The organism is Albidovulum litorale (genome assembly GCF_025751495.1).
GTDB lineage: Bacteria > Pseudomonadota > Alphaproteobacteria > Rhodobacterales > Rhodobacteraceae > Albidovulum > Albidovulum litorale.
In genome coordinates this window covers 71,743-97,379 of sequence record NZ_JAOWKZ010000003.1, presented here as the reverse complement: position 1 = coordinate 97,379, position 25,637 = coordinate 71,743, and the positions used below count along the sequence as shown (strand labels likewise).

The 25,637-nt window shown below is 61.4% G+C and carries 26 protein-coding genes and 1 tRNA gene; 13 read left to right on the top strand and 14 right to left on the bottom strand.

Annotation, left to right across the window (positions count from 1 at the left end; all coding sequences use genetic code 11):
* Positions 1–34 precede the first annotated feature (34 nt).
* Positions 35–373 carry a P-II family nitrogen regulator gene (locus OEZ71_RS11305; RefSeq protein ID WP_263740100.1) on the bottom strand — a complete coding sequence of 113 codons (339 nt, stop codon included), beginning with the start codon at positions 371–373 and terminating at the stop codon, positions 35–37.
* A 179-nt stretch (positions 374–552) separates the two neighbouring features.
* Between OEZ71_RS11305 and OEZ71_RS11300 the strand changes: the two genes are divergently transcribed.
* Positions 553–2,268 carry an NAD(P)H-hydrate epimerase gene (locus OEZ71_RS11300; protein ID WP_263740099.1) on the top strand — a complete coding sequence of 572 codons (1,716 nt, stop codon included), beginning with the start codon at positions 553–555 and terminating at the stop codon, positions 2,266–2,268.
* Between the two features lie 77 nt (positions 2,269–2,345).
* On the opposite strand, the gene rplI is transcribed toward OEZ71_RS11300, so the two are convergent.
* From rplI to OEZ71_RS11265, 7 genes are all read right to left on the bottom strand, one after another.
* Positions 2,346–2,930, bottom strand: coding sequence for a 50S ribosomal protein L9 (rplI, locus tag OEZ71_RS11295; protein ID WP_263740098.1), 585 nt, complete (start codon positions 2,928–2,930; stop codon positions 2,346–2,348).
* 12 nt (positions 2,931–2,942) lie between these two features.
* Positions 2,943–3,170, bottom strand: a complete 228-nt coding sequence (rpsR, locus tag OEZ71_RS11290) for a 30S ribosomal protein S18 (protein ID WP_068765176.1) — start codon at positions 3,168–3,170, stop codon at positions 2,943–2,945.
* A 28-nt stretch (positions 3,171–3,198) separates the two neighbouring features.
* Complete coding sequence (rpsF, locus tag OEZ71_RS11285; RefSeq protein WP_263740097.1) at positions 3,199–3,561, bottom strand: 30S ribosomal protein S6; 363 nt, start codon at positions 3,559–3,561, stop codon at positions 3,199–3,201.
* 137 nt (positions 3,562–3,698) lie between these two features.
* Positions 3,699–4,079 carry a potassium channel family protein gene (locus tag OEZ71_RS11280; RefSeq protein ID WP_263740095.1) on the bottom strand — a complete coding sequence of 127 codons (381 nt, stop codon included), beginning with the start codon at positions 4,077–4,079 and terminating at the stop codon, positions 3,699–3,701.
* A 131-nt stretch (positions 4,080–4,210) separates the two neighbouring features.
* On the bottom strand, positions 4,211–4,582 hold the full coding sequence (locus OEZ71_RS11275) for a DUF1275 family protein (RefSeq protein ID WP_263740094.1): 372 nt from the start codon (positions 4,580–4,582) through the stop codon (positions 4,211–4,213).
* 2 nt (positions 4,583–4,584) lie between these two features.
* A complete protein-coding gene (locus OEZ71_RS11270; RefSeq protein ID WP_263740093.1) occupies positions 4,585–5,094 on the bottom strand; it encodes a hypothetical protein in 510 nt (169 codons plus the stop codon).
* Positions 5,095–5,277: 183 nt separating this feature from the next.
* The gene (locus OEZ71_RS11265) at positions 5,278–7,110 is read right to left on the bottom strand and encodes a BCCT family transporter (protein WP_263740092.1); all 1,833 of its coding nucleotides are present in this window, start codon (positions 7,108–7,110) and stop codon (positions 5,278–5,280) included.
* 300 nt (positions 7,111–7,410) lie between these two features.
* Between OEZ71_RS11265 and OEZ71_RS11260 the strand changes: the two genes are divergently transcribed.
* The 10 genes from OEZ71_RS11260 to OEZ71_RS11215 all read left to right on the top strand — a co-directional run bounded on the left by OEZ71_RS11260 (position 7,411) and on the right by OEZ71_RS11215 (position 18,587).
* Positions 7,411–8,637, top strand: coding sequence for an aminotransferase class V-fold PLP-dependent enzyme (locus OEZ71_RS11260; RefSeq protein ID WP_263740091.1), 1,227 nt, complete (start codon positions 7,411–7,413; stop codon positions 8,635–8,637).
* 55 nt (positions 8,638–8,692) lie between these two features.
* Positions 8,693–10,093, top strand: coding sequence for a cryptochrome/photolyase family protein (locus OEZ71_RS11255; protein WP_263740090.1), 1,401 nt, complete (start codon positions 8,693–8,695; stop codon positions 10,091–10,093).
* Positions 10,094–10,164: 71 nt separating this feature from the next.
* Positions 10,165–11,379: an SAM-dependent methyltransferase gene (locus OEZ71_RS11250; protein ID WP_263740089.1), complete on the top strand. Its 1,215-nt coding sequence runs from the start codon at positions 10,165–10,167 to the stop codon at positions 11,377–11,379.
* Entirely contained in the window at positions 11,380–11,820 is a 441-nt protein-coding gene (locus OEZ71_RS11245; RefSeq protein ID WP_263740088.1) for a TrgA family protein, read from the top strand.
* A 4-nt stretch (positions 11,821–11,824) separates the two neighbouring features.
* Complete coding sequence (locus OEZ71_RS11240; protein ID WP_263740087.1) at positions 11,825–12,952, top strand: NUDIX domain-containing protein; 1,128 nt, start codon at positions 11,825–11,827, stop codon at positions 12,950–12,952.
* 51 nt (positions 12,953–13,003) lie between these two features.
* Positions 13,004–14,035, top strand: coding sequence for a cysteine synthase A (locus tag OEZ71_RS11235; protein ID WP_263740086.1), 1,032 nt, complete (start codon positions 13,004–13,006; stop codon positions 14,033–14,035).
* Positions 14,035–16,458, top strand: a complete 2,424-nt coding sequence (locus OEZ71_RS11230) for a DUF3772 domain-containing protein (RefSeq protein WP_263740085.1) — start codon at positions 14,035–14,037, stop codon at positions 16,456–16,458. Before OEZ71_RS11235 ends, OEZ71_RS11230 begins: the two co-directional genes overlap by 1 nt.
* A complete protein-coding gene (locus tag OEZ71_RS11225; RefSeq protein WP_263740084.1) occupies positions 16,455–17,171 on the top strand; it encodes an alanyl-tRNA editing protein in 717 nt (238 codons plus the stop codon). Before OEZ71_RS11230 ends, OEZ71_RS11225 begins: the two co-directional genes overlap by 4 nt.
* Positions 17,172–17,311: 140 nt before the next feature.
* Positions 17,312–17,401, top strand: a tRNA-Ser gene (locus OEZ71_RS11220).
* 349 nt (positions 17,402–17,750) lie between these two features.
* On the top strand, positions 17,751–18,587 hold the full coding sequence (locus OEZ71_RS11215) for a protein NO VEIN domain-containing protein (RefSeq protein ID WP_263740083.1): 837 nt from the start codon (positions 17,751–17,753) through the stop codon (positions 18,585–18,587).
* A 54-nt stretch (positions 18,588–18,641) separates the two neighbouring features.
* Here the strand turns inward: OEZ71_RS11215 and OEZ71_RS11210 are convergent, their stop codons facing one another.
* From OEZ71_RS11210 to OEZ71_RS11185, 6 genes are all read right to left on the bottom strand, one after another.
* Positions 18,642–19,304 (bottom strand): hypothetical protein, encoded by a 663-nt coding sequence (locus OEZ71_RS11210; RefSeq protein WP_263740082.1) that lies wholly within the window; start codon positions 19,302–19,304, stop codon positions 18,642–18,644.
* Positions 19,305–19,475: 171 nt separating this feature from the next.
* Positions 19,476–19,856 (bottom strand): hypothetical protein, encoded by a 381-nt coding sequence (locus OEZ71_RS11205; protein ID WP_263740081.1) that lies wholly within the window; start codon positions 19,854–19,856, stop codon positions 19,476–19,478.
* Complete coding sequence (locus OEZ71_RS11200) at positions 19,853–21,184, bottom strand: recombinase family protein (RefSeq protein WP_263740080.1); 1,332 nt, start codon at positions 21,182–21,184, stop codon at positions 19,853–19,855. Before OEZ71_RS11200 ends, OEZ71_RS11205 begins: the two co-directional genes overlap by 4 nt.
* A gap of 2 nt (positions 21,185–21,186) precedes the next feature.
* Positions 21,187–21,684, bottom strand: coding sequence for a DUF2924 domain-containing protein (locus OEZ71_RS11195; RefSeq protein WP_263740079.1), 498 nt, complete (start codon positions 21,682–21,684; stop codon positions 21,187–21,189).
* 398 nt (positions 21,685–22,082) lie between these two features.
* Positions 22,083–23,003 (bottom strand): ImmA/IrrE family metallo-endopeptidase, encoded by a 921-nt coding sequence (locus tag OEZ71_RS11190; protein ID WP_263740078.1) that lies wholly within the window; start codon positions 23,001–23,003, stop codon positions 22,083–22,085.
* Entirely contained in the window at positions 23,000–23,320 is a 321-nt protein-coding gene (locus tag OEZ71_RS11185) for a helix-turn-helix domain-containing protein (RefSeq protein ID WP_206892583.1), read from the bottom strand. Before OEZ71_RS11185 ends, OEZ71_RS11190 begins: the two co-directional genes overlap by 4 nt.
* 161 nt (positions 23,321–23,481) lie before the next feature.
* Between OEZ71_RS11185 and OEZ71_RS11180 the strand changes: the two genes are divergently transcribed.
* Both OEZ71_RS11180 and OEZ71_RS11175 read left to right on the top strand, forming a co-directional pair.
* Entirely contained in the window at positions 23,482–24,708 is a 1,227-nt protein-coding gene (locus OEZ71_RS11180) for a hypothetical protein (RefSeq protein ID WP_263740077.1), read from the top strand.
* Positions 24,701–25,630, top strand: a complete 930-nt coding sequence (locus tag OEZ71_RS11175; protein ID WP_263740076.1) for a hypothetical protein — start codon at positions 24,701–24,703, stop codon at positions 25,628–25,630. The genes OEZ71_RS11180 and OEZ71_RS11175 overlap by 8 nt, the downstream gene beginning before the upstream one ends.
* Positions 25,631–25,637 lie beyond the last annotated feature (7 nt).

Sequence of the window (25,637 nt, the reverse complement as noted above, 5' to 3'; positions counted from 1 at the left end):
ATTGAGATTTCGGTTTCGGGTCGGGACCCGGGTGTTAGATCGCGTCCTCGCCGGTTTCGCCGGTGCGGATGCGGATGACCTGTTCGACGGGGGTGACGAAGATCTTGCCATCGCCGATCTTGTCGGTGCGGGCGGCTGAAACGATCGCCTCGATGGCGGCATCGACCATGTCGTCGGAAAGCACGACCTCGATCTTCACCTTGGGCAGGAAGTCGACGACATATTCGGCGCCGCGATAAAGCTCGGTATGGCCCTTCTGGCGGCCGAAGCCCTTCACTTCGATCACCGAAAGCCCCTGCACGCCGACCTCCTGAAGCGCTTCCTTCACCTCGTCGAGCTTGAAGGGCTTGATGATGGCTTCGATCTTCTTCATGGGGCGACTCTCCCGGGGTCAATTTCCTGCGGTCGCGCCCCTGTGACCACTTTCGCCGCACGCGCACAATTGGCTAGGGTCAGGGCAGGGCACGTGCGGACGGGATTCTGTACCGCCTGCCTAATATTTGTGCAGTTCGCCCGAAGGTCGGGCAGTTTGTGAAAAGCGGGGCCCAAGCCATGACTGAACTCCTCACCGCCGCGCAGATGCGCGCCATCGAAGAGGCCGCGATTGCGAGCGGAGAGGTCACCGGCCTTGAGCTGATGGAACGCGCCGGGCGCGGCGTGGTCGAGGCGATCTTCGAGGAATGGCCGGAACTGGCAGAGACGTCCCACCGGGCGGTGGTGCTCTGCGGCCCGGGCAACAATGGCGGCGACGGATTCGTCGTCGCGCGGCTCTTGAAGGAGTGGGGCTGGGAGGTGGAGGTGTTCCTCTACGGCGACCCCGAAAAGCTGCCGCCGGATGCAAGGGAGAATTATGAGCGCTGGTGGGCTTTGGGGGAGGTTCGAGCGCTCGAGTTATTCGACGCACACCAATACTCGCCAGTGCGTACAGGCGAACCAACGCGCACATGGATAATTGACGCCCTTTTTGGCACAGGACTATCGCGCCCGATGGAAGGCGTTGCAGCACAACGTGTCAAAGAGCTTGGCAGAGCCAACTTGGGGCAGCGGCCTGCGATCATTTCCGTGGACATTCCAAGCGGCATTTGTTCCGACAGTGGTGTGGAACTGGGCGTCTCTCTTCCTGCGGACCAAATAGTCACGTTTCACCTTCCCAAACTCGGTCATCATTTGAGTGCAGGTGCGCGCAGGTCCTTTTCACTTTCAATCAAATCAATCGGAATCAGGGCGAGGTTTCCGCACCCCACAAAGTCAACTGTCCTCACCCCCGGTGAACCGAACTTATATCTCGGAGCATTAAGCAAAGAGTGGAGTGCAGACGGGACCCCTGCCACCCACAAATACACACACGGCCATGCCCTGATCCTGTCAGGCGGTGCGAGTCGGGGCGGGGCGGCCCGCCTCGCCGCGCGGGGGGCGCTTCGGATCGGGGCGGGGCTGGTCACCGTGGGCTGTCCGCCCGAGGCGCTGGCGGAGAATGCCGCGCGGCTTGATGCGGTGATGTTGAGGCCGGTCGCCGATGCCGATGCGTTCGAGCGTGTGCTGGAGGACCAGCGGATCAATGCGCTTTGCCTCGGGCCGGGGCTGGGGACCGGTGGGCGGGAGGTGGCGTTGGTCGCTGTGGCGCTTGGGGTTGCGGTCGGTGCCCCCCCACCCCCATCCCCTCCCCACGAGGGGGAGGGGAGCCGCGAGGCACCGGGCGATGCGCACAAGGTCGGGGCGGTTTCCCTCCCCCTTGTGGGGAGGGAAGAAGGGAGGGGGGCATCCTGCGCCGTCGTCCTCGACGCCGACGCGCTGACGATCCTCGCCCGCGAACCCGATCTCTTCGCGGCTCTCCACGAAAACTGTGTCCTCACCCCCCATGCCGGCGAATTCGCCCGGCTTTTCCCCGATATCGCCAAGAAACTGGCCGCCCCGGCCACGAAAGGCCCCGCCTATTCCAAGGTAGATGCGACCCGCGAGGCCTCGGCGCGGGCGGGCTGCGTGGTGCTTTACAAAGGGCCGGATACGGTGATCGCCGACCCGACGGGCCGGTGCAGCATCAATTCCGCCCACTACGACCGGGCAGCGCCGTGGCTCGCGACCGCCGGATCGGGCGATGTGCTTGCGGGCTTCATCACAGGGCTTCTGGCGCGGGGGTTCGGGCCGATGCAGGCGGCTGAGACGGCCGCATGGCTGCATGTCGAATGCGCGCTGAAGTTCGGCCCCGGCCTGATTGCCGAGGACCTGCCGGAGCAGCTTCCCGCAGTCTTCCGCGATCTCGGTCTGTGACGGCTGAAAACCGTTGGCCAAGAAAAAGACCGCGCCGGGCGAACCGGCGCGGTCCTTGATCTCGTAACCGGCGGAAATTACTCCGCGGTTTCCTCGGCATCCTGACCGGCAGACCCGATATCGTCGAACAGCTCGGCGATTTCGAAATCGGCGGCGGCTTCTTCCTCGGCGGCCAGTTCCTGGATGGACTTGCCGGAGGCCTGAAGCTCGGCTTCCTCGGTCGAGCGGGCAACGTTCAGCTTGATCGTGGCCGAGACTTCCGGGTGAAGGACAACTTCGACGTCGTGCAGGCCAAGTTCCTTGATCGGGCGGGTCAGCACGACCTGCTTGCGATCGACGGTGAAGCCGGCTTCGGTCGCGGCATCGGCGGCGTCACGGGTGGTGACAGAGCCGTAGAGCGCGCCGGCGTCGGAGGCCGAACGAATCACGATGAAGACCTGACCGTCGAGCGTCGCGGCGACCTTGTCGGCCTCTTTCTTGGTCTCAAGGTTCTGCGCTTCGAGCTGCGCCTTGCGGCCTTCGAAGGACTTGATGTTGTCTTCCGAGGCGCGGAGCGCCTTGCCCTGCGGCAGAAGGAAGTTGCGCGCGTAGCCGTCCTTGACTTTGACGACTTCGCCCATCTGGCCAAGCTTGGCCACGCGTTCGAGAAGGATCACTTGCATGGTCGTGTCTCCTTACTTCACGGCGTAGGGCAGCAGGGCGAGGAAGCGGGCGCGCTTGATGGCGCGGGCCAGTTCACGCTGCTTCTTCGCCGAAACGGCGGTGATGCGGGCGGGCACGATCTTGCCACGCTCGGAGATGTAACGCTGGAGAAGACGGACATCCTTATAGTCGATCTTCGGCGCGTTCTCGCCCGAGAAGGGGCAGACCTTGCGGCGGCGGAAAAACGGTTTGTTCGCCATGTGTTAGGTTCCTTTCCTCAGGCTCTGATCAACGACGCTCGCGACGGTCGCCGCGATCGCCGCGGTCGTCGCGCTTCTGCATCTGGACCGAGGGGCCTTCCTCGTGCGCATCGACCTTGATCGACATCACGCGCATTACGTCGTCGTGCAGACGGGCAAGACGCTCCATCTCGAGCACGGCGGCCGAGGGCGCATCGGTGCGCAGATAGGCATAGTGGCCCTTGCGGTTCTTGTTGATCTTGTAGGCCATCGTCTTGACGCCCCAGTACTCGTGATCGACGACTTTGCCGCCGTTGTCAGCGAGGACGGTGGAGAAATGTTCGATGAGGCCTTCGGCCTGCGCGTTGGAAAGGTCCTGACGCGCGATGAGGACATGCTCATACAGCGGCATGCATACTCCTATCAGTCTCAGGCGGCTTCATAGGCGGGCGACACCTTCCGCTGCCCGCCACGAGAGGCTGCGCCGGTTCCCGTGAATGCGGAAGGATGCGGCCTTATAGTGGAATGGAGACAGGATGCAAGGCGCGATTACCCGGTCTTGTCATCGGGTGACGTGTCGGCGTCGCTGCTATCGGCTTTGCGCTCGATTTTTGTGTCGATCAAAAGCGCTTTTGCCATGAGCGTTACGAGGGTCACAAAGACGCCGATACCGACGAGGATATACATGATTGTGAACACCTTGCCGATCGGCGTGACCGGATAAAGGTCGCCGTAACCGACCGTGGATAGCGTGATCACCGAAAAATAGATCGCATCCAGAAATGTCCAGCCTTCTGCCCACCGGTAAAACAGGCCACCCGACAGAATGAGCAGCATGGCAAGTATCACGACCGCCCGAAACTCGGGATCGCGCAAGCCCCGAACGAGCGCCTTTATCAGGCGGATCAACGTCAGGAAGAATGAAATCATTTCCCGGTCTCCGGAAGGCAGCGTTTGATAGCTGTATTAGCGGATTGGGTTGATCGGTTCCAGCAGATGCCGGTGCAGGTTGAATTCAGGCTGCACACGGTATTACACGCTCAGGCCCCGGTCCGCCGCCGTCACTCTGCCGCCATCCCGCCCGGCCCGGTCTTGGCCAGCTTGTCTCGCAAACGATCGAAGGTTGTCGGCGCCATCGTGCCAAGGAAGATCGTGATCGCAAGGAACATCAGGTACTGGTCGAACTCGGTCACATGGGCGTACTGATAGGTGATCACGTCGTCATGGGCGCTCTTGATTTTGGTGGACGAGACCATCATGCCCACTGTGAACATCGCCACCGGCGCCGAAACGAGCCACAGATGCTTTCGCTTGTGCATCGAATGCAGCTTGAGCTGATCGCAGATCACGACGCCGAAGAGGAAGGCGATGAAGGGCACAAGATAGGCCAGAGCCAGAAGCTTGACCGTCATGTCGAAAAATGCCGGTTCCATGGTCAGTTCTCCTCGGGGCTGAGAATAATAATGGAGCGTGCGCCGTCGGGCGCGGCACCGGCTTCGTCCTCGGGCGTCACCGACAGGCTCCGTGTGGTCACAGCTTCTCCTGGCTCGAAATTCAGGCTGCGGGTCGCATCAGAACCACTTTGTTCGAAATTCCCGCTTCGGCTACTGGCATTTTCACCGAAATAGACCCAGCCAGCTTTGGCCGGATCGACCTCGTCGGATCCCGGGTCAACGGGCGCGATCTGAATCCAGGTCTGGGATGCACCGACGCTGCTTTGCATGTCGTACTGGTCGAGGATGTAATACTCGGTGCCAATCGCGGTTTCTCCGACCTGCGTGCCTAAAGTGCGCCAGAAACCGGAAGGTGGTGTTTCCCGGATCGGCGCCGTCTGGCTCGGTTCGATCAGCTTGCCGGTAAGGTCCTGTGCGGCAAGTGGCTGGGCCATGGCAACGAAGGCGGTAGCAGCCATAGCGGCCATAGTCTGTTGTGACAGATGCGGCATCTATTTGCTCCAAATACAGAACTTAGCAATTAAATCTTCAATCTTAAGTAATGTAACACGGGTTGCCGCCGCTGTCATGTTTGGCGCAGCGGAAGACATGACAGACGCTGCATTCGGTCGGAAAATGCCAAAAAAAACGGCGCCGCGAACGGCGCCGTTGTTGTTCAACGATGTTGTCCGGGCTCATTCGGCCGCAGTCGCCGCCGCCCCGTGCTTTTCACGAAGCCCGTCGCGATAGAGTGCCTTGGTAAGCGACGCGCACATCAGACCCATGACCATGGTGAAGGGCAGGGCCCCGATAATCATCGCGCTTTTCAGCGCCTCCATCGGGTCTGCGCCACCATTGGTTTTGCCCGCGATCAGCAGCGTGCCGATGACCAGCGTCAGGATAATTCCCCAGATGATCTTGTGCTTGTTGTCGGTCTCCTGATCGCCGCCCGACATGATCGTGTTCATCACGAGGATGCCGGAGTCGGCCGAAGTGACGAGGAAGGTCATGATCAATACGACGCACATTACGGTGATCACCGACAGGAACTTGCCAGAGATCATTTGCCCCAAGGTCACAAAGAGTTTCGCGGTGTTGGAGGCCGCGATGATGGTGCCCTCGGCGCCGCCCGTCAGTTCCAGATCAATCGCCGTGCCGCCGAGGATCGTCATCCACGCGAAGCAGACCATGGCTGGCGCAAATACACAGCCGACGATGAACTCGCGCACCGACCGACCCTTGGAAATCCGGGCAAGGAACAGGCCCACGAAGGGCGAAAACGCGATCCACCAGGCCCAGTAGAAGGTCGTCCAGCCAGCCTGCCAGCCAAAGAGACGGCCTTCGGTGCCTGCGGCATACACGGCCTGCTGGACTTCCGGTGAAAGCGCTGCCGCTTCTCCCTCAAGCCCACCCTGGAACGCTTCGTAGGATCCCCAGGCGTTTGTCGCGCCAGAATAGAGGCTGTCGGCCAGCGGGGCCGCCTCTGCCGGAATCGCGGCCGCGAACTCGGCCTCTGACATCGGCAGATGCGGGCCGAAGCTGAGTTGGGTGAAGTGCAGGATGTAATCCACCAGCGCCGTCCCATAGGTTGTCATCGCAAAGAGGAACGACCCGAAGATCACGAAGACCAGAAGCAGTATGATCGACAGGACGAGGTTGAGGTTAGAGAGGTATTTGACCCCGCGTCCGACGCCAGAGACCGCCGAGATGATTGACATGCCCATGATTGCGACCAGACCCGCGATCAGGCCGACCGTGCCCGGAGCAGGCGCTTCGCCGGTCATGTCCATCATCCATTCCGCACCGGTGATCGCGTAAAGACCATCGATGAACTGGCTGACGCCGAAGCCGATTGTGACCGAAACGCCGAGGATCGTGGCGACAACGCCGAGAATGTCGACGACGTGGCCGAAGAAGCCGTTGACGTATTTGCCGAACAGAGGCGTAAGCGCCGACCGTATCGTGAGCGGCATGTTTCGCGTATAGGAGTAGTAGGCGAGGCTGAGACCGGTGACGACATAAATCGCCCAGGCGTGGAAGCCGTAGTGAAGGAAGGTGTAGCGGTAGCCTGATTGCAGTGATTCAGCGCTGTTACCAGCGATTCCGCCCTTCAGGATTTCGGGGTTCGAACCCCAGAGGCCCAGTGGTTCAGCGGTCGCAAAGACCATTAGGCCAACGCCAAGACCGGCACCGAACATCATGGAAAACCATGAGAAATTGGAAAACTCGGGTGCCTCACCGGGCGTACCCATGATCCGTTTGCCGGTCTGCGGCAGCGCCGCGACGACAAAAAGGAAGAAGGCAAAGAAACCGACGATAACGATGTAGAAAGCGTTGAAATCCTCCAGCAGACGCCAGTTCAGGCTGCCCAGAACGCCGTTGGCGTTTGCCGGCCAGACCAGTGCCCAGATGACGAGAAGCGTCATCGATATCTTCGAGACGAGAGCAATTTCGACGCTATGTCCCTTGTAAAAGCCTGACGCGGCCCTCTTGATCTCGATCTCCGTAAACGGTGGTTTGATGTGCATGTTTTGTCCTGTTCGTGTCGTTTTCCCGACAGGAACGTTCAGGTCAGCGCGTTTTGGCAGTAGCCTTCCGCAGCTGTCCTTTCCCCCCTGACAGGTCCAGTTGGACCAAATTGAATTCCCGCGATGGGAGAAAAACGACACTCGGTGCGGGCCGATGCGACTAAAACGACGATTGTATTGCCGGAAATTATCGTGAAAACCGCACTTCTTCCTTACCTAACTGAGCGATACGGTTCGGATTGGGATTGCGAAGTCTTCCGCCTGAGGTCAGGGTCCGGCCATGCCCTTCGGAGGAAATAGATGCAACTTGATCTTGGTTTTGTACGCGCAAGTTTCCCGGCCTTCGCGGTGCCGGATCTGGCCAACCGGGCGTTCTTCGAGAACGCAGGCGGGTCTTATGCCTCTCAGCCGGTGATCGACCGGCTGACGCGGTTCTACCGCGAGCGCAAGGTGCAACCCTACGGACCTTACGCCGCCTCGTCGGAGGGCGGGGCCGAGATGGACGAGGCGCGTCTGCGGCTGGCCGCGATGATGGGGGTGAAGACCCATGAGGTGAGCTTTGGCCCGTCGACCACCCAGAACACCTATGTGCTGGCGCAGGCCTTCCGGCGTGATCTGAAACCGGGTGAGGCGATCGTCGTCACCGATCAGGATCATGAGGCGAATTCCGGCCCCTGGCGGCGGTTGGGCGAGGAAGGCATCGAAATCCGCGAATGGAAGATCGACCCGACAACCGGGCATCTCGACCCAGCGCGTCTTGCGCCCCTCTTGGCTGACGGCAGGGTCCGGCTGGTGTGTTTCCCGCATTGCTCGAACGTGGTTGCCGAGATCAATCCGGTCGCAGAGATCGTGGCGATGGCACATGACGCCGGTGCGGCGACGTGCGTGGACGGGGTCAGCTATGCGCCGCACGGCCTGCCAAACGTGGCTGAAATCGGGGCAGATATCTACCTTTTCTCGGCCTACAAGGTTTATGGCCCACATCAGGGGATCATGGTGATCCGCGAGGATCTGGGGATGCGCCTGCCAAATCAGGGGCACTATTTCAACGGCGACATGCTTTATAAGCGCTTCACGCCTGCAGGTCCCGACCACGCTCAGGTCGCCGCATCAGCCGGCATCGCGGATTATTTCGACGCGCTGCACGCGCACCATTTCGGGCCAGAGCCCGACGCGGCAAGACGCGCGGCGCAGGTGCATGACCTGATGCGCGCGCATGAGGTGGCGGTCTGCCAGCCGCTGCTGGACTATCTTGGCGCTCGAAACGATCTGCGCCTGATCGGACCGCGAGACGCTACGCGCCGGGCGCCGACGGTCGCCGTCGCGCTGGACCGCGAGGCCGAACCGGTTTCGGCCGCGCTTGCCGATCACGGTATCAACTGCTGGGCCGGTGATTTCTACGCCGTGCGTCCGCTGACCGCGATGGGGGTCGATCTGGATCGCGGGGTCCTTCGCCTGTCGATGGTACATTACACGAGTGCCGGAGATGTCACTCGGCTGATTACGGCCTTGGATAAGGTGCTTTGATGCAGCGCCCCGCAAGGCGTACCCCAGTAGTATTTGGAGCGAGAACAAAGGCAGCATGACGAACAGGCCCGTGATTGTATGGTTGCGTCGTGATCTGCGCCTGGCAGATCATCCGGCGCTGAGCGCCGCGTCTGCGTTGGGGCCGGTGATTCCGCTCTTCATCCACGACGAAACAGTTGAAGCCATGGGAGCCGCGCCGAAGTGGCGTCTGGCCGAGGGGCTTTGCGCCTATTCAGCGGCACTGAAAGATGCCGGGTCGCGCCTGATCCTGCGGCGGGGAAACGCGCTGGATGTGCTGAAGGATGTTATCCGCGAGACGGGGGCGACGGCCATCTACTGGCAGCGGGTCTATGATCGTGACGGTATCGCCCGCGACCGCAAGGTCAAGACGATACTGAAGGATTCCGGGCTGGACGTGCAAAGTTTTCCCGGAGCGGTTCTTTTCGAACCCTGGGACATCGCGACCGCGACGGGAGGACCCTACAAGGTTTTCACACCGTTCTGGCGGGCATTGCGGGGCAGGGAGGTCGCCCCGCCGCTTCCATCTCCGGTACAGCTTATCGCACCCGCCGAATGGCCGCGCAGCGAAAGGTTGGAGGACTGGGCCATGGGGGAAGCCATGAACCGGGGGGCAGCAATCGTCGCGCCGTATGCGGTGGTCGGCGAGGTGGCAGCAAGGACACGGCTTGACCGGTTCATTGCTGAACGGCTTCGTAGATATGCGGATGAACGGGACTATCCCGCCGTCGATGCGACCTCTGGCCTGTCGGAAAACCTCGCCTGGGGCGAGATATCGGCGCGGTCCGTCTGGCAGGCCGGATTCGCCGCGCATCAAGACGGCATGCCGGGCGCCGAAAAATTCCTCTCCGAACTCGCCTGGCGCGATTTCGCGTGGCACCTGATGTACCATTTCCCCGATATGGACCGAGCCAACTGGCGCTCAGACTGGGACGGGTTCCCATGGCGCGACGACAATGCAGATGCTGAACGCTGGCGGCGGGGTCTGACAGGCGAGCCATTCGTTGACGCCGCGTTGCGTGAGATGTTCGTCACTGGACGGATGCACAACCGCGCTCGGATGATCGCAGCCTCTTATCTGACCAAGCATCTTCTGACGGACTGGCGGGTGGGACTAAAATGGTTCGCCAATTGCCTGACCGATTGGGACCCCGCATCGAATGCGATGGGTTGGCAATGGGTAGCGGGATCTGGACCGGACGCGGCACCGTTCTTCCGCATCTTTAATCCTGAAACACAGGCCTCAAAGTTCGATTCGGATGGCGCCTACCGTGCAGCCTATATCGCCGAGGGGCAGGCAAACCCGCCAGCAACGGCCCAAGCCTATTTCGACGCTGTGCCAAAATCATGGCACATGTCGCCAGACGCGCCATACCCGTCGCCGATTGTCGATCTGAAAACCGGTCGGGAAAGGGCGCTTGCCGCCTATCGCGGGTAGAATTCTGCACCTGCAAGATGACCGTCTTGTCGCCTGTGGCGACCGGGATATAGTTGTCGCGGGAGGACCTGATGGAGGTATTGACGTCCACCGACGGCCAATCCGGCCTGCCGCGCTATTTCGCGCAAGTCTTTCGTATTGCCTGTGAACTCAAAAACGGCCGGCTGGATTTCGTTCTGGCGGACGGCCGCCGTTTTCGCGCCACCGGCCAGGGCGTGGGACCTGCAGCAGAGATACATGTCCATGACGATGACATTTTCGCACGGTTGATCCGCGAAGGTGATCTGGGGTTCAGTGACGCCTATCTCGAAGGCGGTTGGTCGTCGCCGGACTTGCAGGCCTTCATGGACCTGGTACATGCGGACAACAACGAGATCTATGACGGCTTTCCCGGCATGACTCTTGTCCGCGCCTATGAGCGGATGCGCCACCTGCTCCGCTCCAATTCGCGTAGGCAGGCGAAGAAGAACATCGCCTATCACTACGATCTTGGAAACGACTTCTACGCCAAGTGGCTCGACGGGACCATGACGTATTCGTCGGCTCTTTTCCGCACGGGTCAGGAAAGCCTCGAAGCCGCGCAGCAGCAGAAATATGCCTCACTCATCGATCAGATGGGGGTAAAGCCCGGCGATCATGTGCTGGAGATCGGCTGCGGCTGGGGAGGGTTTGCGGAATATGCTGCGAAAGAACGGGGACTGCGCGTCACCGGACTGACGATTTCCCGGGCTCAGCTGGACTATGCTCAGGCAAGGATTGCCAAAGCAGGGTTGAACGAAAGGGTTGACCTGAGGCTTAAGGATTACAGGGACGAGACCGGGATCTATGACGGTATCGCCTCCATCGAGATGTTTGAGGCGGTGGGCGAAAAGTACTGGCCGGTTTATTTCCACACTTTGCACGAAAGACTGAAGCCAGGGGCGAATGCGACTTTGCAGATCATCACCCTTCAAGAAAAGCGTTTTGAGATATACCGTAAAGGTGTTGATTTCATACAGAAATACATATTTCCAGGCGGCATGCTTCCATCGCGCAGTGCGCTACAGGAGGAAATCAGACGCGCCGGGCTGGGTCTGGTCGGGTCCATTGAATTCGGCGAAAGTTACAGCCAGACATTGCGCCGCTGGTACGAGGTATTCAACGACCGTTGGGACGAAATCGCGCCGATGGGATTCGATCAGCGTTTTCAACGCATGTGGAATTTCTACCTGACCTCTTGCGCGGGCGCGTTTCGCGGCGGAAACTGCGACGTAACGCAGATAACGGTTACGAGGCCAGCAGCATAGATGCCCACCGCAGCCAAGCTATTTGCCGCGTTCGCCTTCGCGATCGTGGCGTTTTTCACCGCTGAAGTGTTCAAGCCGCATATGCCGGAGGGCACGCAGTTCGGATATTTCTCGCTTGTTTCGGCGCTGATCGGCGCGATCTGCGGCTGGAAGGTGATGGGTCCCGAGGCCGGACGCGGCAACCTTATGGCCTTGAGTTCGGGGATGAAGACCGCGCTCTTCATGGCTTTGGTCGCGCTCTTCGTGTTCTCGACCTACGAAATGCTCCGCGAGGCATTCCGCCCATCCTATTCCGGCCCGATGGAGGCGGTGGTCGCGATCTTTGAATTTGCCGTCGATTATTTCGTGGCTTTCCTTGCATGGGACGTGCTGATCGTGCTTTTCGTCGGCGGCGCGCTCGCCGGATCGTTTTCCGAATGGGCAGCGCGGCGCTGGAGATAACTTCGTGACGACTTTTTTCTTCTACGGCACTTTGTGCCATGGCCCGCTTTTGCGCGTCGTTCTGGGTCGTGACGTGCAGGCAATACCTGGGCGACTGCCCGATCATTCGGTTTTCTGGGTCGCGGGCCGCGCATTTCCGATGATCGAGACGGGCGGGTCGGGGGCCGAGGGTGTCCTTGTCGCAGATATGAGCGACGAGGACGTTGCCCGGCTTAATTACTACGAAGGCGGGTTTGCCTATCAGACCCGCGATGTGATCGTCGAGGCAGAGGGTGCGGGCTCAGTATCGGCGCAGGTCTACTTCCCCGATCCCGGGAAGTGGACACCCGGTGCACCGTGGCACCTGGCGGACTGGGCGGCGCGATGGGGCGAAACGGTTGTAACGACAGCCTATGACGCGATGGCGCTTTACGGTCTGGGCGATCCGGCGGAAATACATGCACGCTATCCCCAGATGTTGATGCGTGGCGGGTCGCGCGTTAGGGCGGAAGCAGAAACCCCAGGGCTGCACCTGCGGCGGCGCGCCGGGCGCGAAGATGTGGCCGTCGCCCGCAAGCGACAGGTCTATGCCAACTACTTTGCCGTTGAAGAAAGCGACCTTCGGTTCCGCCGCTTTGACGGGTCGATGAGCCCCGAGGTCAATCGCGCTGTCTTCATCTCGGGCGACGCGACCGTCGTTCTGCCTTACGACCCGGTGCGCGACCGGGTGCTTCTGGTCGAGCAGTTCCGCATGGGTCCGCATGGGCGCGGTGATCCGCAATCATGGCTGATAGAAACCGTCGCGGGCCGCATCGACGGCGGCGAGAGTCCGGAAGAGGCCGCGCTTCGCGAGGCGCGTGAAGAGGCGGGGCTCGCGATCCGCGAACTGATCCCGGCATTGAACTGTTATCCCTCACCCGCCGCCATGGCTGAATACCTCTATACCTATATCGGCATCGCCGATCTGCCGGACGATGCCGCCGGGATCGGCGGTGTGGAGGGCGAGGCGGAGGATATCCGTGCACACATCGTACCATTTTCTACGCTGATGGAACTCGTCGAAAGCGGCGAGGCCAACACCGCGCCTCTGGCGCTTCTGGCCTATTGGCTCGACCGCAACCGCGCCCGCATTCGTTCCGCCGCCGGGGCTTGAGGTCCGCCCCGGCCCGGCCTAGGTATGGACGAGCCACAGGAGGGACCGACCATGCGTATTTCCAGCGACCTCGCCGATGCCGTCGGTCAGACCCCTCTGATCCGCCTGAGGAAGGCCAGCGAACTGACGGGATGCGAGATATTCGGCAAGGCAGAGTTCCTCAATCCCGGTCAGTCGGTCAAGGACCGAGCAGCCTTGTTCATCATCCGTGACGCCGTGGCCAAGGGCCTGTTGAAACCCGGCGGCACGATCGTGGAAGGCACGGCCGGGAATACCGGCATCGGTCTGGCGCTGGTTGGCGCGTCGATGGGGTTCCGGACGGTGATCGTCATTCCCGAGACGCAGAGCCAGGAAAAGAAGGACATGATCCGGCTGGCTGGAGCGGAACTGGTGCAGGTGCCTGCCGCGCCGTATAAGAACCCGAACAATTATGTGAAATATTCCGGACGCTTGGCTGCCGAACTTGCCAGGACGGAACCCAACGGCGCGATCTGGGCCAACCAGTTCGACAATACGGCTAACCGCCAGGCACATGTGGAGACGACGGGTCCCGAGATCTGGGAGCAGACCGGTGGCAAAGTCGATGGTTTCGTCTGTGCCGTCGGTTCTGGCGGCACGCTTGCTGGCGTCGCAATGGCCCTGCAGCCGAAAGGTGTGAAAGTGGCGCTTGCCGATCCGGAAGGCTCGGCGCTCTATGGTTACTACGCGGAGGGTGAACTGAAAGCCGAAGGGTCCTCGATTACCGAGGGGATCGGGCAGGGGCGGATTACCGCCAATCTTGAGGGTCTGACACCCGACATGTCCTTCCGCATCCCTGATGCCGAGGCTCTGCCGGTCATATTCGATCTTCTGGCCGAGGAGGGGCTTTGCATGGGCGGTTCAACAGGCATAAATATTGCGGGGGCGATCCGAATGGCGAATGAAATGGGGCCGGGTCGTACGATCGTCACCATGCTCTGCGATTACGGAAACCGCTACCAGTCCAAGCTGTTCAATCCCGACTTCCTGCGCGCAAAGTCCCTGCCGGTGCCTGTATGGCTGGACCGCGGCCCGCGTGCATTGCCCAGCGTCTTCGAAGACTGATGCAAGTGCTTCGTTTTCTACTTCTGGCCACTAGCCTCTTTATAGCCGCCCCGGCTGTATTGACCTATTCCGTCATGCCTGTCGCCGCACAGGACGTGCAGGCACCTGACTACACAGCGTGGGAAAAACAGGCGAAAACCGCCGAGCAGACGCTGGCGGATGACCGCGCGTCAAATAAGGCGCTTGAACAGCTTCGGGCGGACCTCGTTGAATGGCGGGCGAAGTTTACGGCCGCACAAGGCATTAATGCCGCACCGATTGAAACGCTGAAGAACCAGATCGCAGCGCTGGGACCGGCGCCAACCGAAGACGCCCCCGACGCGCCTGAGATCGCAAAAAGGCGCGCTGAATTGAACGATCAGCTGGCGAAACTTCAGGCCCCCGGGCTTGCTGCGGTCGAGGCGCACAGCAGGGCAGAGGGGCTGATCCGCCAGATCGACGCACGCATCCGCGCCCGACAGGCGACTGAGCTTCTGCGGTTGTCACCGTCGCCTGCCAATCCGGCGAACTGGCCCGCAGGCTGGGCGGTCCTGCAACAGGGGATAAAGACACTCAGCGCCGAGACGACCGAGGCGTGGTCGAACCCCACGCGCCGGGCGGAACTGAAAGACAACCTGCCTGCCATCGTCTTCTACCTTCTGGTTGCTGCCGTTCTCGTCTTGCGTGGCCCGGGCTTCATGGAACGAATGACGACCCGACTTCTAACCGGCGTGTCGATGCGGGCGAGGAACATTGCCGCCGCGGTTGTCTCGCTTGGTCAGGTCATCGTGCCCATCCTCGGGACCATCTTTCTCGTCCTCGCCATCAAGGCGAGCGGTATGACTGGCATCCGGTCCGGGGCGCTGATCGATGCCCTTCCTGGCGCGGCTTACGCGTTTTTCTTTGCCCGATGGATTGCAAGCTGGCTGTTCCGGGTCGACGGCAGCTATGCCCCCTTGTCGGAACGTGCTTCCGAGGCACGCTTTCATACCAACCTGATTGGCCTTGTAAGCGCGCTGGAGATCTTCCGCACAGCATTCATCACCGAAGTGCGCCCGCCTTTGTCGATGGCGGCGCAGGCGGTCTGGGCGGCGCCGCTGGTCTGTGTCGTTGCGGTCCTGCTCTTCCGGCTCGGCGTTCTTTTGCGACCGCGCCCTTCAGAGGGTGTAAGCGGCGCCAAGGAATTCCGCAATAAGATCATGCGGTTGATTGGTACAGCCACTGTCGCTGTATCTGTCGTAGCGCCCCTTCTAGCGGTCGTCGGCTATGTCGCAGCCGCCAATGCGCTGATCTGGCCGGCAGTGGGCTCACTTGGCTTGATCGGGTTGATCCTGCTGCTGCAGCGGTTTGCCACCGACAGTTATGTGCTGGTTTTCCACAAAGGTGAAGACGGGCGCGAGGCGCTTGCACCGGTGCTGATCAGCTTCGTACTTACCCTGCTCGCCCTGCCGCTGTTCGCGCTGATCTGGGGGGCCCGCACTGCGGAACTGTCTGAGACCTGGACCCGGTTCAGCGAGGGCGTCACGATTGGTGACACTCAAATATCGCCAGCCGCAATTCTTGCTCTGATCGTTATTTTTATACTTGGCTATGCGGTGACACGGTTGGCCCAAAGCGCTCTCCGTTCAACCATCCTGCCCCGGACGGAATTGGAAAAGGGCGTGCAGAACGCCATCGTCTCGGGTGTCGGCTATGTCGGTATTTTCCTGGCCGCAATTGTCGCCATCACCGGGGCGGGCATCGACCTTTCCTCGCTCGCCATCGTTGCCGGCGCGCTTTCGGTCGGCATCGGCTTCGGCCTTCAGAACATCGTGTCTAACTTCGTCTCCGGTATCATTCTTCTGATCGAACGGCCGATCTCCGAAGGCGACATGATCGAGGTGAACGGACAGTTCGGCACCGTGAGAGGTATCTCAGTCCGTTCTACCTGGATCGAGACATTTGACCGCACCGATGTGATCGTGCCCAATGCCGACCTCGTCTCGGGCGTGGTAACGAATCTGACGCGAACCAACCTGACCGGACGGTTGATCATTCCTGTGGGCGTCGCCTACGGCACCGATACCCGCAAGGTGCAATCGATTCTGATGGAGATTGCCGAGGCCCAACCGCTTGTCATGGTCGACCCGGCCCCGTCGGTTCACTTTGTGGCGTTTGGCGCGGACAGTCTGAATTTCGAGATCCGGGCGATCCTGTCGGATGTGAACTTCAAGCTCGATGTGCAGACGGAAATTCTGCACCAGATCAACGAACGCTTCATCGCCGAAGGGATCGAGATCCCATTCGCGCAGCGCGACCTCTGGATCCGCAACCCCGAGGATCTGACCGGTCGCAAGAGGGCGCAGCCCAAGCCGCAGCCCGCCCAGGAACCCGTACGTGACCACGACGGTGACGATCTGAGCGGGGTTCACAACGATCCCGATGCTGAGGGGGACGATGCATGACCGAACTGCTCTTCCGCGACGCGTATCTGCGCGAAGCCAAGGCGCGCGTGACTGGTCATACGGTTGAGGGCGGGTTGGTTGTCGATGCGAGTCTTTTCTATCCGACAGGCGGCGGCCAGCCCGGCGATGGCGGATTTCTTGACTGGTCCGGCGGTCGCTTGACGACATCAACGGCCGTGAAAGGAGAAAATGGTGCGGTGGTGCTGGTGCCCGAAGCGGGCCAAGAGCTTCCACCGGTCGGGGCCGAAGTGATCCAGCATCTCGACTGGAACCGCCGCTTCCGTCACATGCGGGTCCATACCGCGCTTCATCTGTTGTCTGTCGTGATTCCGCTTCCCGTCACCGGCGGCCAAATTGGGACCGAAAAGGGTCGGCTGGACTTCGACATGCCCGAACCGCCAGAGGATGTGGCGGCGCTGGAGCACCAACTCAATGCGCTCATTGCCCGCGACCTGCCGGTCACTGATGACTGGATCACGGACGCGGAGCTTGCCGCCAATCCGGGCCTCGTAAAAACCATGTCGGTGAAGCCGCCGACGGGACAGGGTAGGGTACGGCTGGTGCGGATCGGGCAGGGCGACGATCAGGTCGATCTGCAACCCTGCGGTGGCACCCATGTCGCCCGGACTGGTGAGATCGGACGGGTCAGCCTCGGCAAGATCGAAAAAAAAGGGCGCCAGAACCGCAGGGTCAGCCTCCTGTTGTCTGCGTGACACGTTCCAGTTATGCCGGTTCGGCTTCTGGCTTCTGCCGGGCGATGAGGTCGTGAAACCGGTTCCCATTTTGCCAGCGTAATTTTCGCCCCGTTGCCCCCTTGCACAAAGGGTAGCCCCCCGTATAAACAGCGCCGAACGGAGAGGTGGCCGAGTGGTCGAAGGCGCACGCCTGGAAAGTGTGTAGGCGGGGAACCGTCTCGAGGGTTCGAATCCCTCTCTCTCCGCCACTTGCACATTGCAAACCCGAAAACAGGTCCCTCGCGGGGCCTTTTTCTTTATGTGCCAAAGGGGTTTGCAGGGACCATCCGCCCTTCGGAGACGGCCCACCCGCGCGAGATCGGTCTCCAAACGCCCGCCGTCTCTTTCCACCCGCCCTGCGCTCTCGGCGAGACGGGTTCAAAACATCCATTGATTTCAAGGAACTGGTGGGATCGCGTTGCGCCCCTGTTTCGCTGGTTCCGGCTTGTTTCAAAGCAGACGGAGACGCGACACGGGCGGCGTGGTGGTTGGTATATCTTGGGAGTTTTGCGCGAAGTCTCTGATGACAAACGCAGTTTGCGCCCCTAGCCTGGCGCGATGTCGAACGGGGCCTGGACAGATCAAGAAAACGACCTGATCGTCGCGGATTACTTCGCGATGCTGGCCGACGACGTCTGTGGTCGCCCTTACAACAAGGCCGAGCACCGGCGCGGACTTCTGCCGCTGTTGAACGGACGTTCCGAGGGATCGGTCGAGTTCAAGCACCAGAACATCAGCGCCGTGCTGAAGGGGCTGGGTGAGGACTGGATCCCGGGCTACAAGCCTGCCTTCAATTTCCAGATGACGCTGGTGGATGCCGTGGCGCGCTGGCTGGCGCTGAACTCGGCGTGGCTCGGCCGCCATTCGGGTGCAGGAGCGCCGACTGGCCTCGCGGAGCCGCGGCCGATCTGGATCGGGCCGCCGCCCACGTTGTCGAACCAGCCGCCTCCGCAGGAGCTGGAGCAGATGCTGCACATCGCCCGCAAATTCGATGTCGCGGCGAGAGACGAGCAAAACCGCGCCCTCGGCCGTGCCGGAGAGGAGTGCGCCTTGGCGCACGAACGTAAAGCCCTCAAATCAGCGGGCCGCGATGATCTTGCGCGCAAGGTCAGGTGGGTGTCGGAGGAGGATGGCGATGGTGCCGGCTACGATATCGCCAGCTTCGCGACGGATGGCCGCCCGCGCCTGATCGAGGTGAAAACGACGAATGGCTGGGAACGCACACCCTTTCACATCAGCCGCAACGAGCTGGCCGTGGCTGAGGAGCGGCGTGCGGAATGGTCCCTGTTCCGGCTCTGGAACTTCGCGCGCGAGCCGAAAGCATTTGAGCTGCGCCCGCCACTGGACGCGCATGTCTCGCTGACCGCGACGTCCTTTCAGGCGAGTTTTCACTGACAGCGACGCAGGTGTCAGACGAGTCAATTGCGGCATGTCGCGCGTCGACGCTCTTTACTCTTCGGGACTCCTGATCCAACCGCCCCTAATCTGTTCGTCGAACACTTCGGGAATTCGTTCTTTAATCTCCGTGATGAGAGGCCGCATGGCTTTCCAAGCTTCAGTAGCTAGTCGATTTACTTCATTAATCTCAGCTTGATGATGCGGGGCTACATTCATTTCATCAAACTGGTTGGCTGGAATGACGGACTGCAGCATCACAGATCCAAACCGCTCGGGAGATGAATGCATTCCAAAATAGTCGACAAAGACCTTCAGGCGCTCGAAGAAGTCTAAGTATTTTTTCTGGACCCGCCCATCCTGGAAATGTGCAATTCCGAGCTCTGTTTCGCTGACCAACAGCGACGCTTCAGTCAGAAATCTAGGGTGTATGCCACGATGGTAGTCGTGATCTTTCAAAAGTTCTCGGAAGTTCCAGGTTCCATAAGCAAAGATCTCGCGGCCAAACCGGATATCATTGGGCGTAGATGCTCGATAGATCACCTCCTCGCTCAACTTAAACTCGGTAAATGCCCAGACGACCACCGCAACACCAAAGGCGAAAAACGGCTCAGGTTCGAACTGCCATGCCCCGCCGGGCCACAAGAACCAAACAAGCATTGCAATGGCTGCTAGGCCCGCGCCGATCCGTGCGAATGTCTGATAGTATCTGCTCATGAGACATGAAATGATCTGGCCCGATGCACTTCGTCAAGTAGTGAGAATTGGCCGACACTACTGAGTATGGCCTGTCGACCAGCTCTTTGGCAGTTCAGAGAACTGTCGTGGGTCACAGCATTCGGTACTTCACGGATGGAGGAAGTTCGCGGAAACCTTGACTTTCTTTTTCTAGAAAACCCGCTCGGCCTGCTCCTGCCATGTCTCCCCTGCCAGAAAGCACAGGTCGTAGAGGCTGACCGCCGACGCCTCGCGGCCGCAGGTCAGGCGCTTCAGCACCTCTGGTGCCAGATAGGCGAGGCGCAGCTGGCGGCTGACGTGGCGCTCGGCCAGACCAACGGCCTCGGCCAGTTCCTGGATCGTGGCGAACTCGCCTGCCTCCATGCGCCGCCGCCAGCCCCATGCCCGGCCGATGGCGCGCAGGACGTGCGGGTCCTGCGTCTGATCCTCGCTCGGGCTGTAATCGGCGGGCGGCACTATCTTGGGCCGCCCGTTCTTCTTGCGCAGCTTCAGGGGGATCAGCACGCGGATGGTGTCGTTGCTTCGGGTCATTCGGCGGCCTCCATGTCCCGCGGGGCGATCATCTCGCGGATGACCCCCGCGACGCCTTCGCGCCGGATGTCGACCTCGAGCCCGGCGGCGGTGACGGTGACGCGCCGGACCAGAAGCTGGACGATCCGCGCCTGCTCGAGCGGGAAAAGTCGCGCCCAGAGGGTGTTGAAATCATGCAGCGCCGCGATGGCCTCGGCCTCGGACACCTGATCGCGCTTCAGCGCCGCCAGCACCTGCGTGACCACCTCGGGCGTCTGCAGGATGCGCCGCACCTCGGTGACGATGGCGTCCTCGACCATGCCCGCAGGCAGGCGGGCCGGTGCTTGATCGCCACCGCAATCGTCCTCCGCCGTGCGGTTCTTGATCACGTCCATCGACACGTAATAGCGGTAGAGCTTGCCGCGTTTCTTGGTCGCGGTCGGGGTCATGGCCGCGCCGGTGTCGGTGAAGATCAGGCCCTTCAGCGGCGCGGGCGTCTGCATGCGGCTGTTGCTGGACCGGGCGTGGCGGTTGCCCTGCAGGATGGCGTCGACCTGATCCCAGACCTTGTCAGAGACGATGGCCTCGTGCTCGCCCGGATAGGCCTTGCCCTTGTGGACGGCCTCGCCGCGATAGACGCGATTGCGGAGCACCCTATAGAGGTAGCCCTTGTCGATCAACGTGCCCTGCTTGCTGCGAAACCCCTCCCGCCGCAGCTCCTTCGCCAGCATCGTGGCCGAGCCGAGTTCGACGAACCGGTCGAAGACCCGGCGCACCGAGGCGGCCTCAGCCTCGTTGATCACCAGCTTGCGGTCTTGCACATCGTAGCCAAGCGGCACATAGCCTCCCATCCAGATCCCGCGCTTGCGCGAGGCGGCGACCTTGTCCCGGATGCGTTCGCCGATGACCTCGCGCTCGAACTGGGCGAAGCTGAGCAGGATGTTCAGCGTCAGCCGCCCCATCGAGGTGGTCGTGTTGAAGGACTGCGTGACCGAGACGAAGGTGACGCCGTTACGGTCCAAGACCTCGACCAGCTTCGAGAAATCCATCAGGGCGCGGCTGAGTCGGTCGATCTTGTAGACCACGACCACGTCGATCAGCCCGTCGTCGATGTCGGCCAGCAGCTGTTTCAGTCCCGGCCGGTCCAGATTGCCGCCCGAGAAGCCGCCGTCGTCATAGCGGTCGCGGGTGGCGACCCAGCCCTCGGATTTCTGGCTAGCGATATAGGCTTCGCAGGCCTCCCGCTGGGCGTCGAGGCTGTTGAACTCCATGTCGAGCCCTTCTTCGCTCGACTTGCGGGTGTAGATGGCGCAGCGCAGGCGGCGGCCGGGGCGCGTGTTCATGTCCATGGTCAAACCTCCCGCGATCGGACCTGCAGCCCGAAGAAGCGATAGCCGTTCCAGCGCACGCCGGTGATTTCGCGCGCGATGCCGGAGAGCGATTTGTACTTGCGGCCCTGCCACTCGAAACCGTCCTTCAGCACGGTGATGATGTGCTCGACCCCGTTCCATTCCCGGATCAACCGCGTGCCTGCCACCGGATTGCGGGGATCCGCGATCTGGTTCTTGCGACGGGAGACGCCCTCGACCTCGTCGGCGAGCAGGTCCAGCATGCGGCGGGTCTCGTGGTCGGGCCCGCAATAGGTCAGTTCCTGCAGGCGATAGGCGATGCGGGCCTCGAGAAAGGCGCGGCTGTTGTTCGGTGCGGCACTGCCGAGGAGCCGTTCCCATTCGGCCTTCAGCTCTTTCACCGACATGGCCTTGAGCGCGGCGATGCGCGACAGGACGCTTTGGTCCAGGCGTGCGTCCTGCCCGGGTTTGGGCGGCGTTATCTTACTGTGATGCTTCATCAATTCCTCCGATGCGGATGCGTTTCCTGCGACGACCACCGCTCTTTCGGGGCGGGTAGTCCACGGAACTGTCTCCGTCGGCGGGCGATAAAGAACTGGACTTCCCGGCATTCAGGCGAACGACGCCTGCGGCGAGGATGCGCCCCAGCTCGGCAAGCCGAGCATCAGGGGACATGCGTTCAGGGCATAGAGGATTGGGCCCGGAAACCGGGTCTTCGGAGGGAATGGACATGGCGGGTTTTCGCGACTGTTGTGATAGGCGAAATGTGTCGCGAAATCAGAAAAATATCAAGTAAATCAATTTATTACGACCTCATGCGGTCGCTGCGCACCGTGGCGAAAATCTGCGTAGCTGAAATGTCCCCTCGCTTATCTCTCGGTCGGGCGGCTATGGCGAATCAACTCGTCCGGCCGTCCATGAACTTGTCGAAGCTGTCGAGGACAGGCTCTTCCTCCAGTTCCGCCATCTCCCATCGCGATGGGGCGCGGTCGGGGTAGAGCAGAAGCGAGATCGTCATCTGATCATTGCTGGGTGAGAACACGGTCATCTCGTGGACCGGTTCAGAGCCGAGCCAGATGCCAGCCGGATGGCGACAGCCGTAGCGCCCCTCTTCGCCGTCCACCTCTTGCGCGGCAAGCGAGGCGGGCGGCAATTCGATCACCTCTTGCCGTGCCCTGTAGAAAACCCCGGACTTCAACAGCGGCTCGCTAGACCAGGCCCAGTCGATGAAGCCCTCCTTGCCAACCACGATCATCGCGCGCTTGTCGGTGATGGTCATCCATTTCAGGATCGCGGCCGTCAGGGAGACGGCATACCGATCCGCGAGCTCGGTCATCACGTCGATATCGATGATCCGGCCTTTGATCTGCTCGCGGAAATCGTCGAGGGGCATCAGCAGGTAGGAGGCGAATGTGTTCGCCTCTGCCTCGATCCTGTTCCGAGCCTCGTCCCAGTCGGCCATGTTGCGGCTGGTACATTCCAGCCCACGCGGGTTGGCCTGCCGGTGCAGGAGGTAGTGCCCCAGCTCATGCGCCAGCGTGAAGTTGCGCCGCCCCGCCGACCGGATGGTCTCGTTGTAGACAACGCCCCACTCGCCGGAGCCGCTGGGATGCGGCATCAGCATGCCTTCGACGCCCTTGGACAGCGCAAGCCCCTTCACGATGGTGATCGGCGCGTCCGGAAACACCTGACGCGAGAAATCCTGCGCGAGCGCGGCCACATCGATGGGGAACCGCGGAAGGCCATGGGTTCCTTGGACCATCGACAGGATCTGTGTCAGGCGGATAGCCCACCCCTTCGGCGTCGTCGGCAGACTCAATCCTTCTTTCCCCACATGTCGATCATCTGGTTGATTTTCTGCTGGTCTTCGGGGGCGAGCTTGCTGAACTTGCGGAAGAATGCCTCCTTCAGAACCTCGTCGCTGGGCTCCTCGCTGTCATCCAGCAGGTAGTCGGTCGTGACCTCCAGAGCCTGGGCGATGCGGGTCAGCTTCTCGCCCGACGGTTTTCGCGTATCGCGGTTCTCGAGTTCCCAAAGATAGCTCTTGCTGGAGTCGGTCAGCTCGGCGAGCTTGTCGAGGGAATATCCCTTTTCCTGACGGTGACGCTTGATCTTCGCGCCGAGGGACGTGGTCATCGTATCATCCTTGGTTTCCTTGGTTGGAGAACGCTTGTTCGCTATGCCGAACAAAATTGTTCCACGCAAGTAGACGTGGCGATTTGTTCGGTATGTATCGAACAACATTGTATCGCATTTTCGCGATTCTGTCCTCCTCCCCGGCCAAAGAAAGGGCTCTCATGACCGCCATCGCCGCGTTTCTCCGCAAGACCCCCGTGATCCGTCTGCAGGATTACTTCACTGCTGGCGGGTTCACCTCGCTTGCGCCCATCGACTGGACGAAGCCCGAGCCCGAGGTGGTGGAGCCGCTGATCAAGGCCGTCGACGCCATGTCCGATGACGAAAAGCAGCGCGTCGTCCTCGATGCGGCCCGCGTGGCGGCGCTGGCGGATGAGCCCGGCCAGAACGCGTTGCAGAACGTCGTCGTGAACCGCGCGGTCTTCGATACGCTTGAGGGGGCCAACAACCGCTCGCTCTGGGTTTTCCTCAACGAGAACGACCGGTTCCGCCTGGCCGAAGAGGTGCGCTACAATGACGAGCGCCGCCGCGGGCGGTCGTGGAGCGGGTTCGGCGTCGATCCCGATCTCGCGGTGAAGAAAGACCCGGTCTCGCTCGCGGCTTTCACTGCCGCGATCCGCGCGCGGTTCGAAACCCCCAACGTCCATGTCGACATCTTCGACCGCCACCGGGTGATCCTCGAGGGCGAGGAATGCGAACTCGTCCAAGTCGCGGTCTACCGGGAGGGGCGTCCCGAGGATATGCTGGGCTTCGACGCCAACAGCACCCTGTCGCGTCGGATCGTGAAGCCGGTCTTCGAGGCGGCGCTGACCTATGAGGCAGCGACCGGGGTGATCGAGGTCGTGGCAAAGACGCGCGAGGACCGGATCGATCTGACCCGGTACATGGCGCGCGACCTGCTGGGCATCACCCTCGATGAAAAGCAGTCGCTGCCGCTGCGCGAATACGATCTCAGCATGCTGCTGCGGCCTTTCGACTTCCCGACTGACCCGGCCGACGGGATTGCCGGCGTGACCGTCAAGGAATTGCGCCTGATGGATCTGGGCGATGCGAAGGAGCGCATCACGCTCGAATCCATGTCGGGTGCCGACCGGACGATCTGGCAGATGGCGGAGCACCGGATTGGCCTCGACATCGGTGGCGGCGCGCGGATCTTGGGTGGCGTCGGCGACGCGGCGGAATGGGTTGTCACCCGTGCGCGCTTCACCATCAAGTTCCACCCGGGCCCCGATGGCGGGCGGGGCAAGTCGCTGTCGCTGACCGTGACCATGCCGCATGGTTGCAATCTGAAGGACATGACCCCGCAGGAGCGCCTGATCGGCGAGAAGTATCTGCGGCTCTGGGGCATCCTGAAAGACGACAACGACGAAGGCGACGTCTTTGAGTAAGCGTGCGATCGACCTTCTGCTGCGGGTCATTGAAGCCCGCAGCATGTCGCTCCAGACATCGGCGCTGCACCAGGTTTCGCGCAGCGCGACCGACGCTTTGATCGCGGCCAAGCTGTTGGTGTCGGGCGGGCATGTCCCGGTCGTCGCCGCGATGGACGACTATGAGGATGAACCCATTGAGGCTACCTGGTCGGCCGAGCTGAAATCATTCGGCTATCATGACAGCACCGGCCGCTGGGTGCAGGTCGCCCATGAGGGCATCGCGGCGTGCAGGGTCGACTACGGTCTGGCCCTTGCCAAGATGCTGGTGGCGTTCGAGCGTGCCGGGCCCTCACGCCCGACGTCCTTGGTCACGGATCTCGTCTGGGAGGTTGGAACCATCAAGCTCGCCGGAGCGAAGGCCCCGGTGCCCGTCTGGTTTGCCCGGCGGCTTGGCGATCCGGGAGTCTGGACGCAGCTCGAGGCGCTGATCGGGCGCAAGCCGCCGCAGGAAATCCGCATCATTCTGACCTCCACACCCGGCGAGCGTATCCCGGCGACCGCCCAGAAACGCAACCACATCATCAACGTAGCGGATGTTGCGGATGATCCGGCCAAGCTCGCGATCTCGCCGCACGTCCTCGCGGCGCGCGTGTTCCCCGGGCAAGCGCAGCGGCGACTTCCCATCGATCATTCGGATGACTGCGGACTCGTTTGGCATGGTGACAAGACCCTTACCTTCGGCGGCGACAAGCAGCGGCTCCTTCTCCAGATCCTGTTTGCCGCATACTGGTCCGGATCACCGGTTCTGCGGGTGGCAGCCGTGCTGGAAGAGGCAGGCTATGGCGGACAGGTGAACTCGCTCAAGAAAGCCTTCGGCCGACGCGAGGATTGGCAATCCTTCATCAAGTTCGACGACGGGAATTGCTGGATCGAGCCCTGATTGGTGT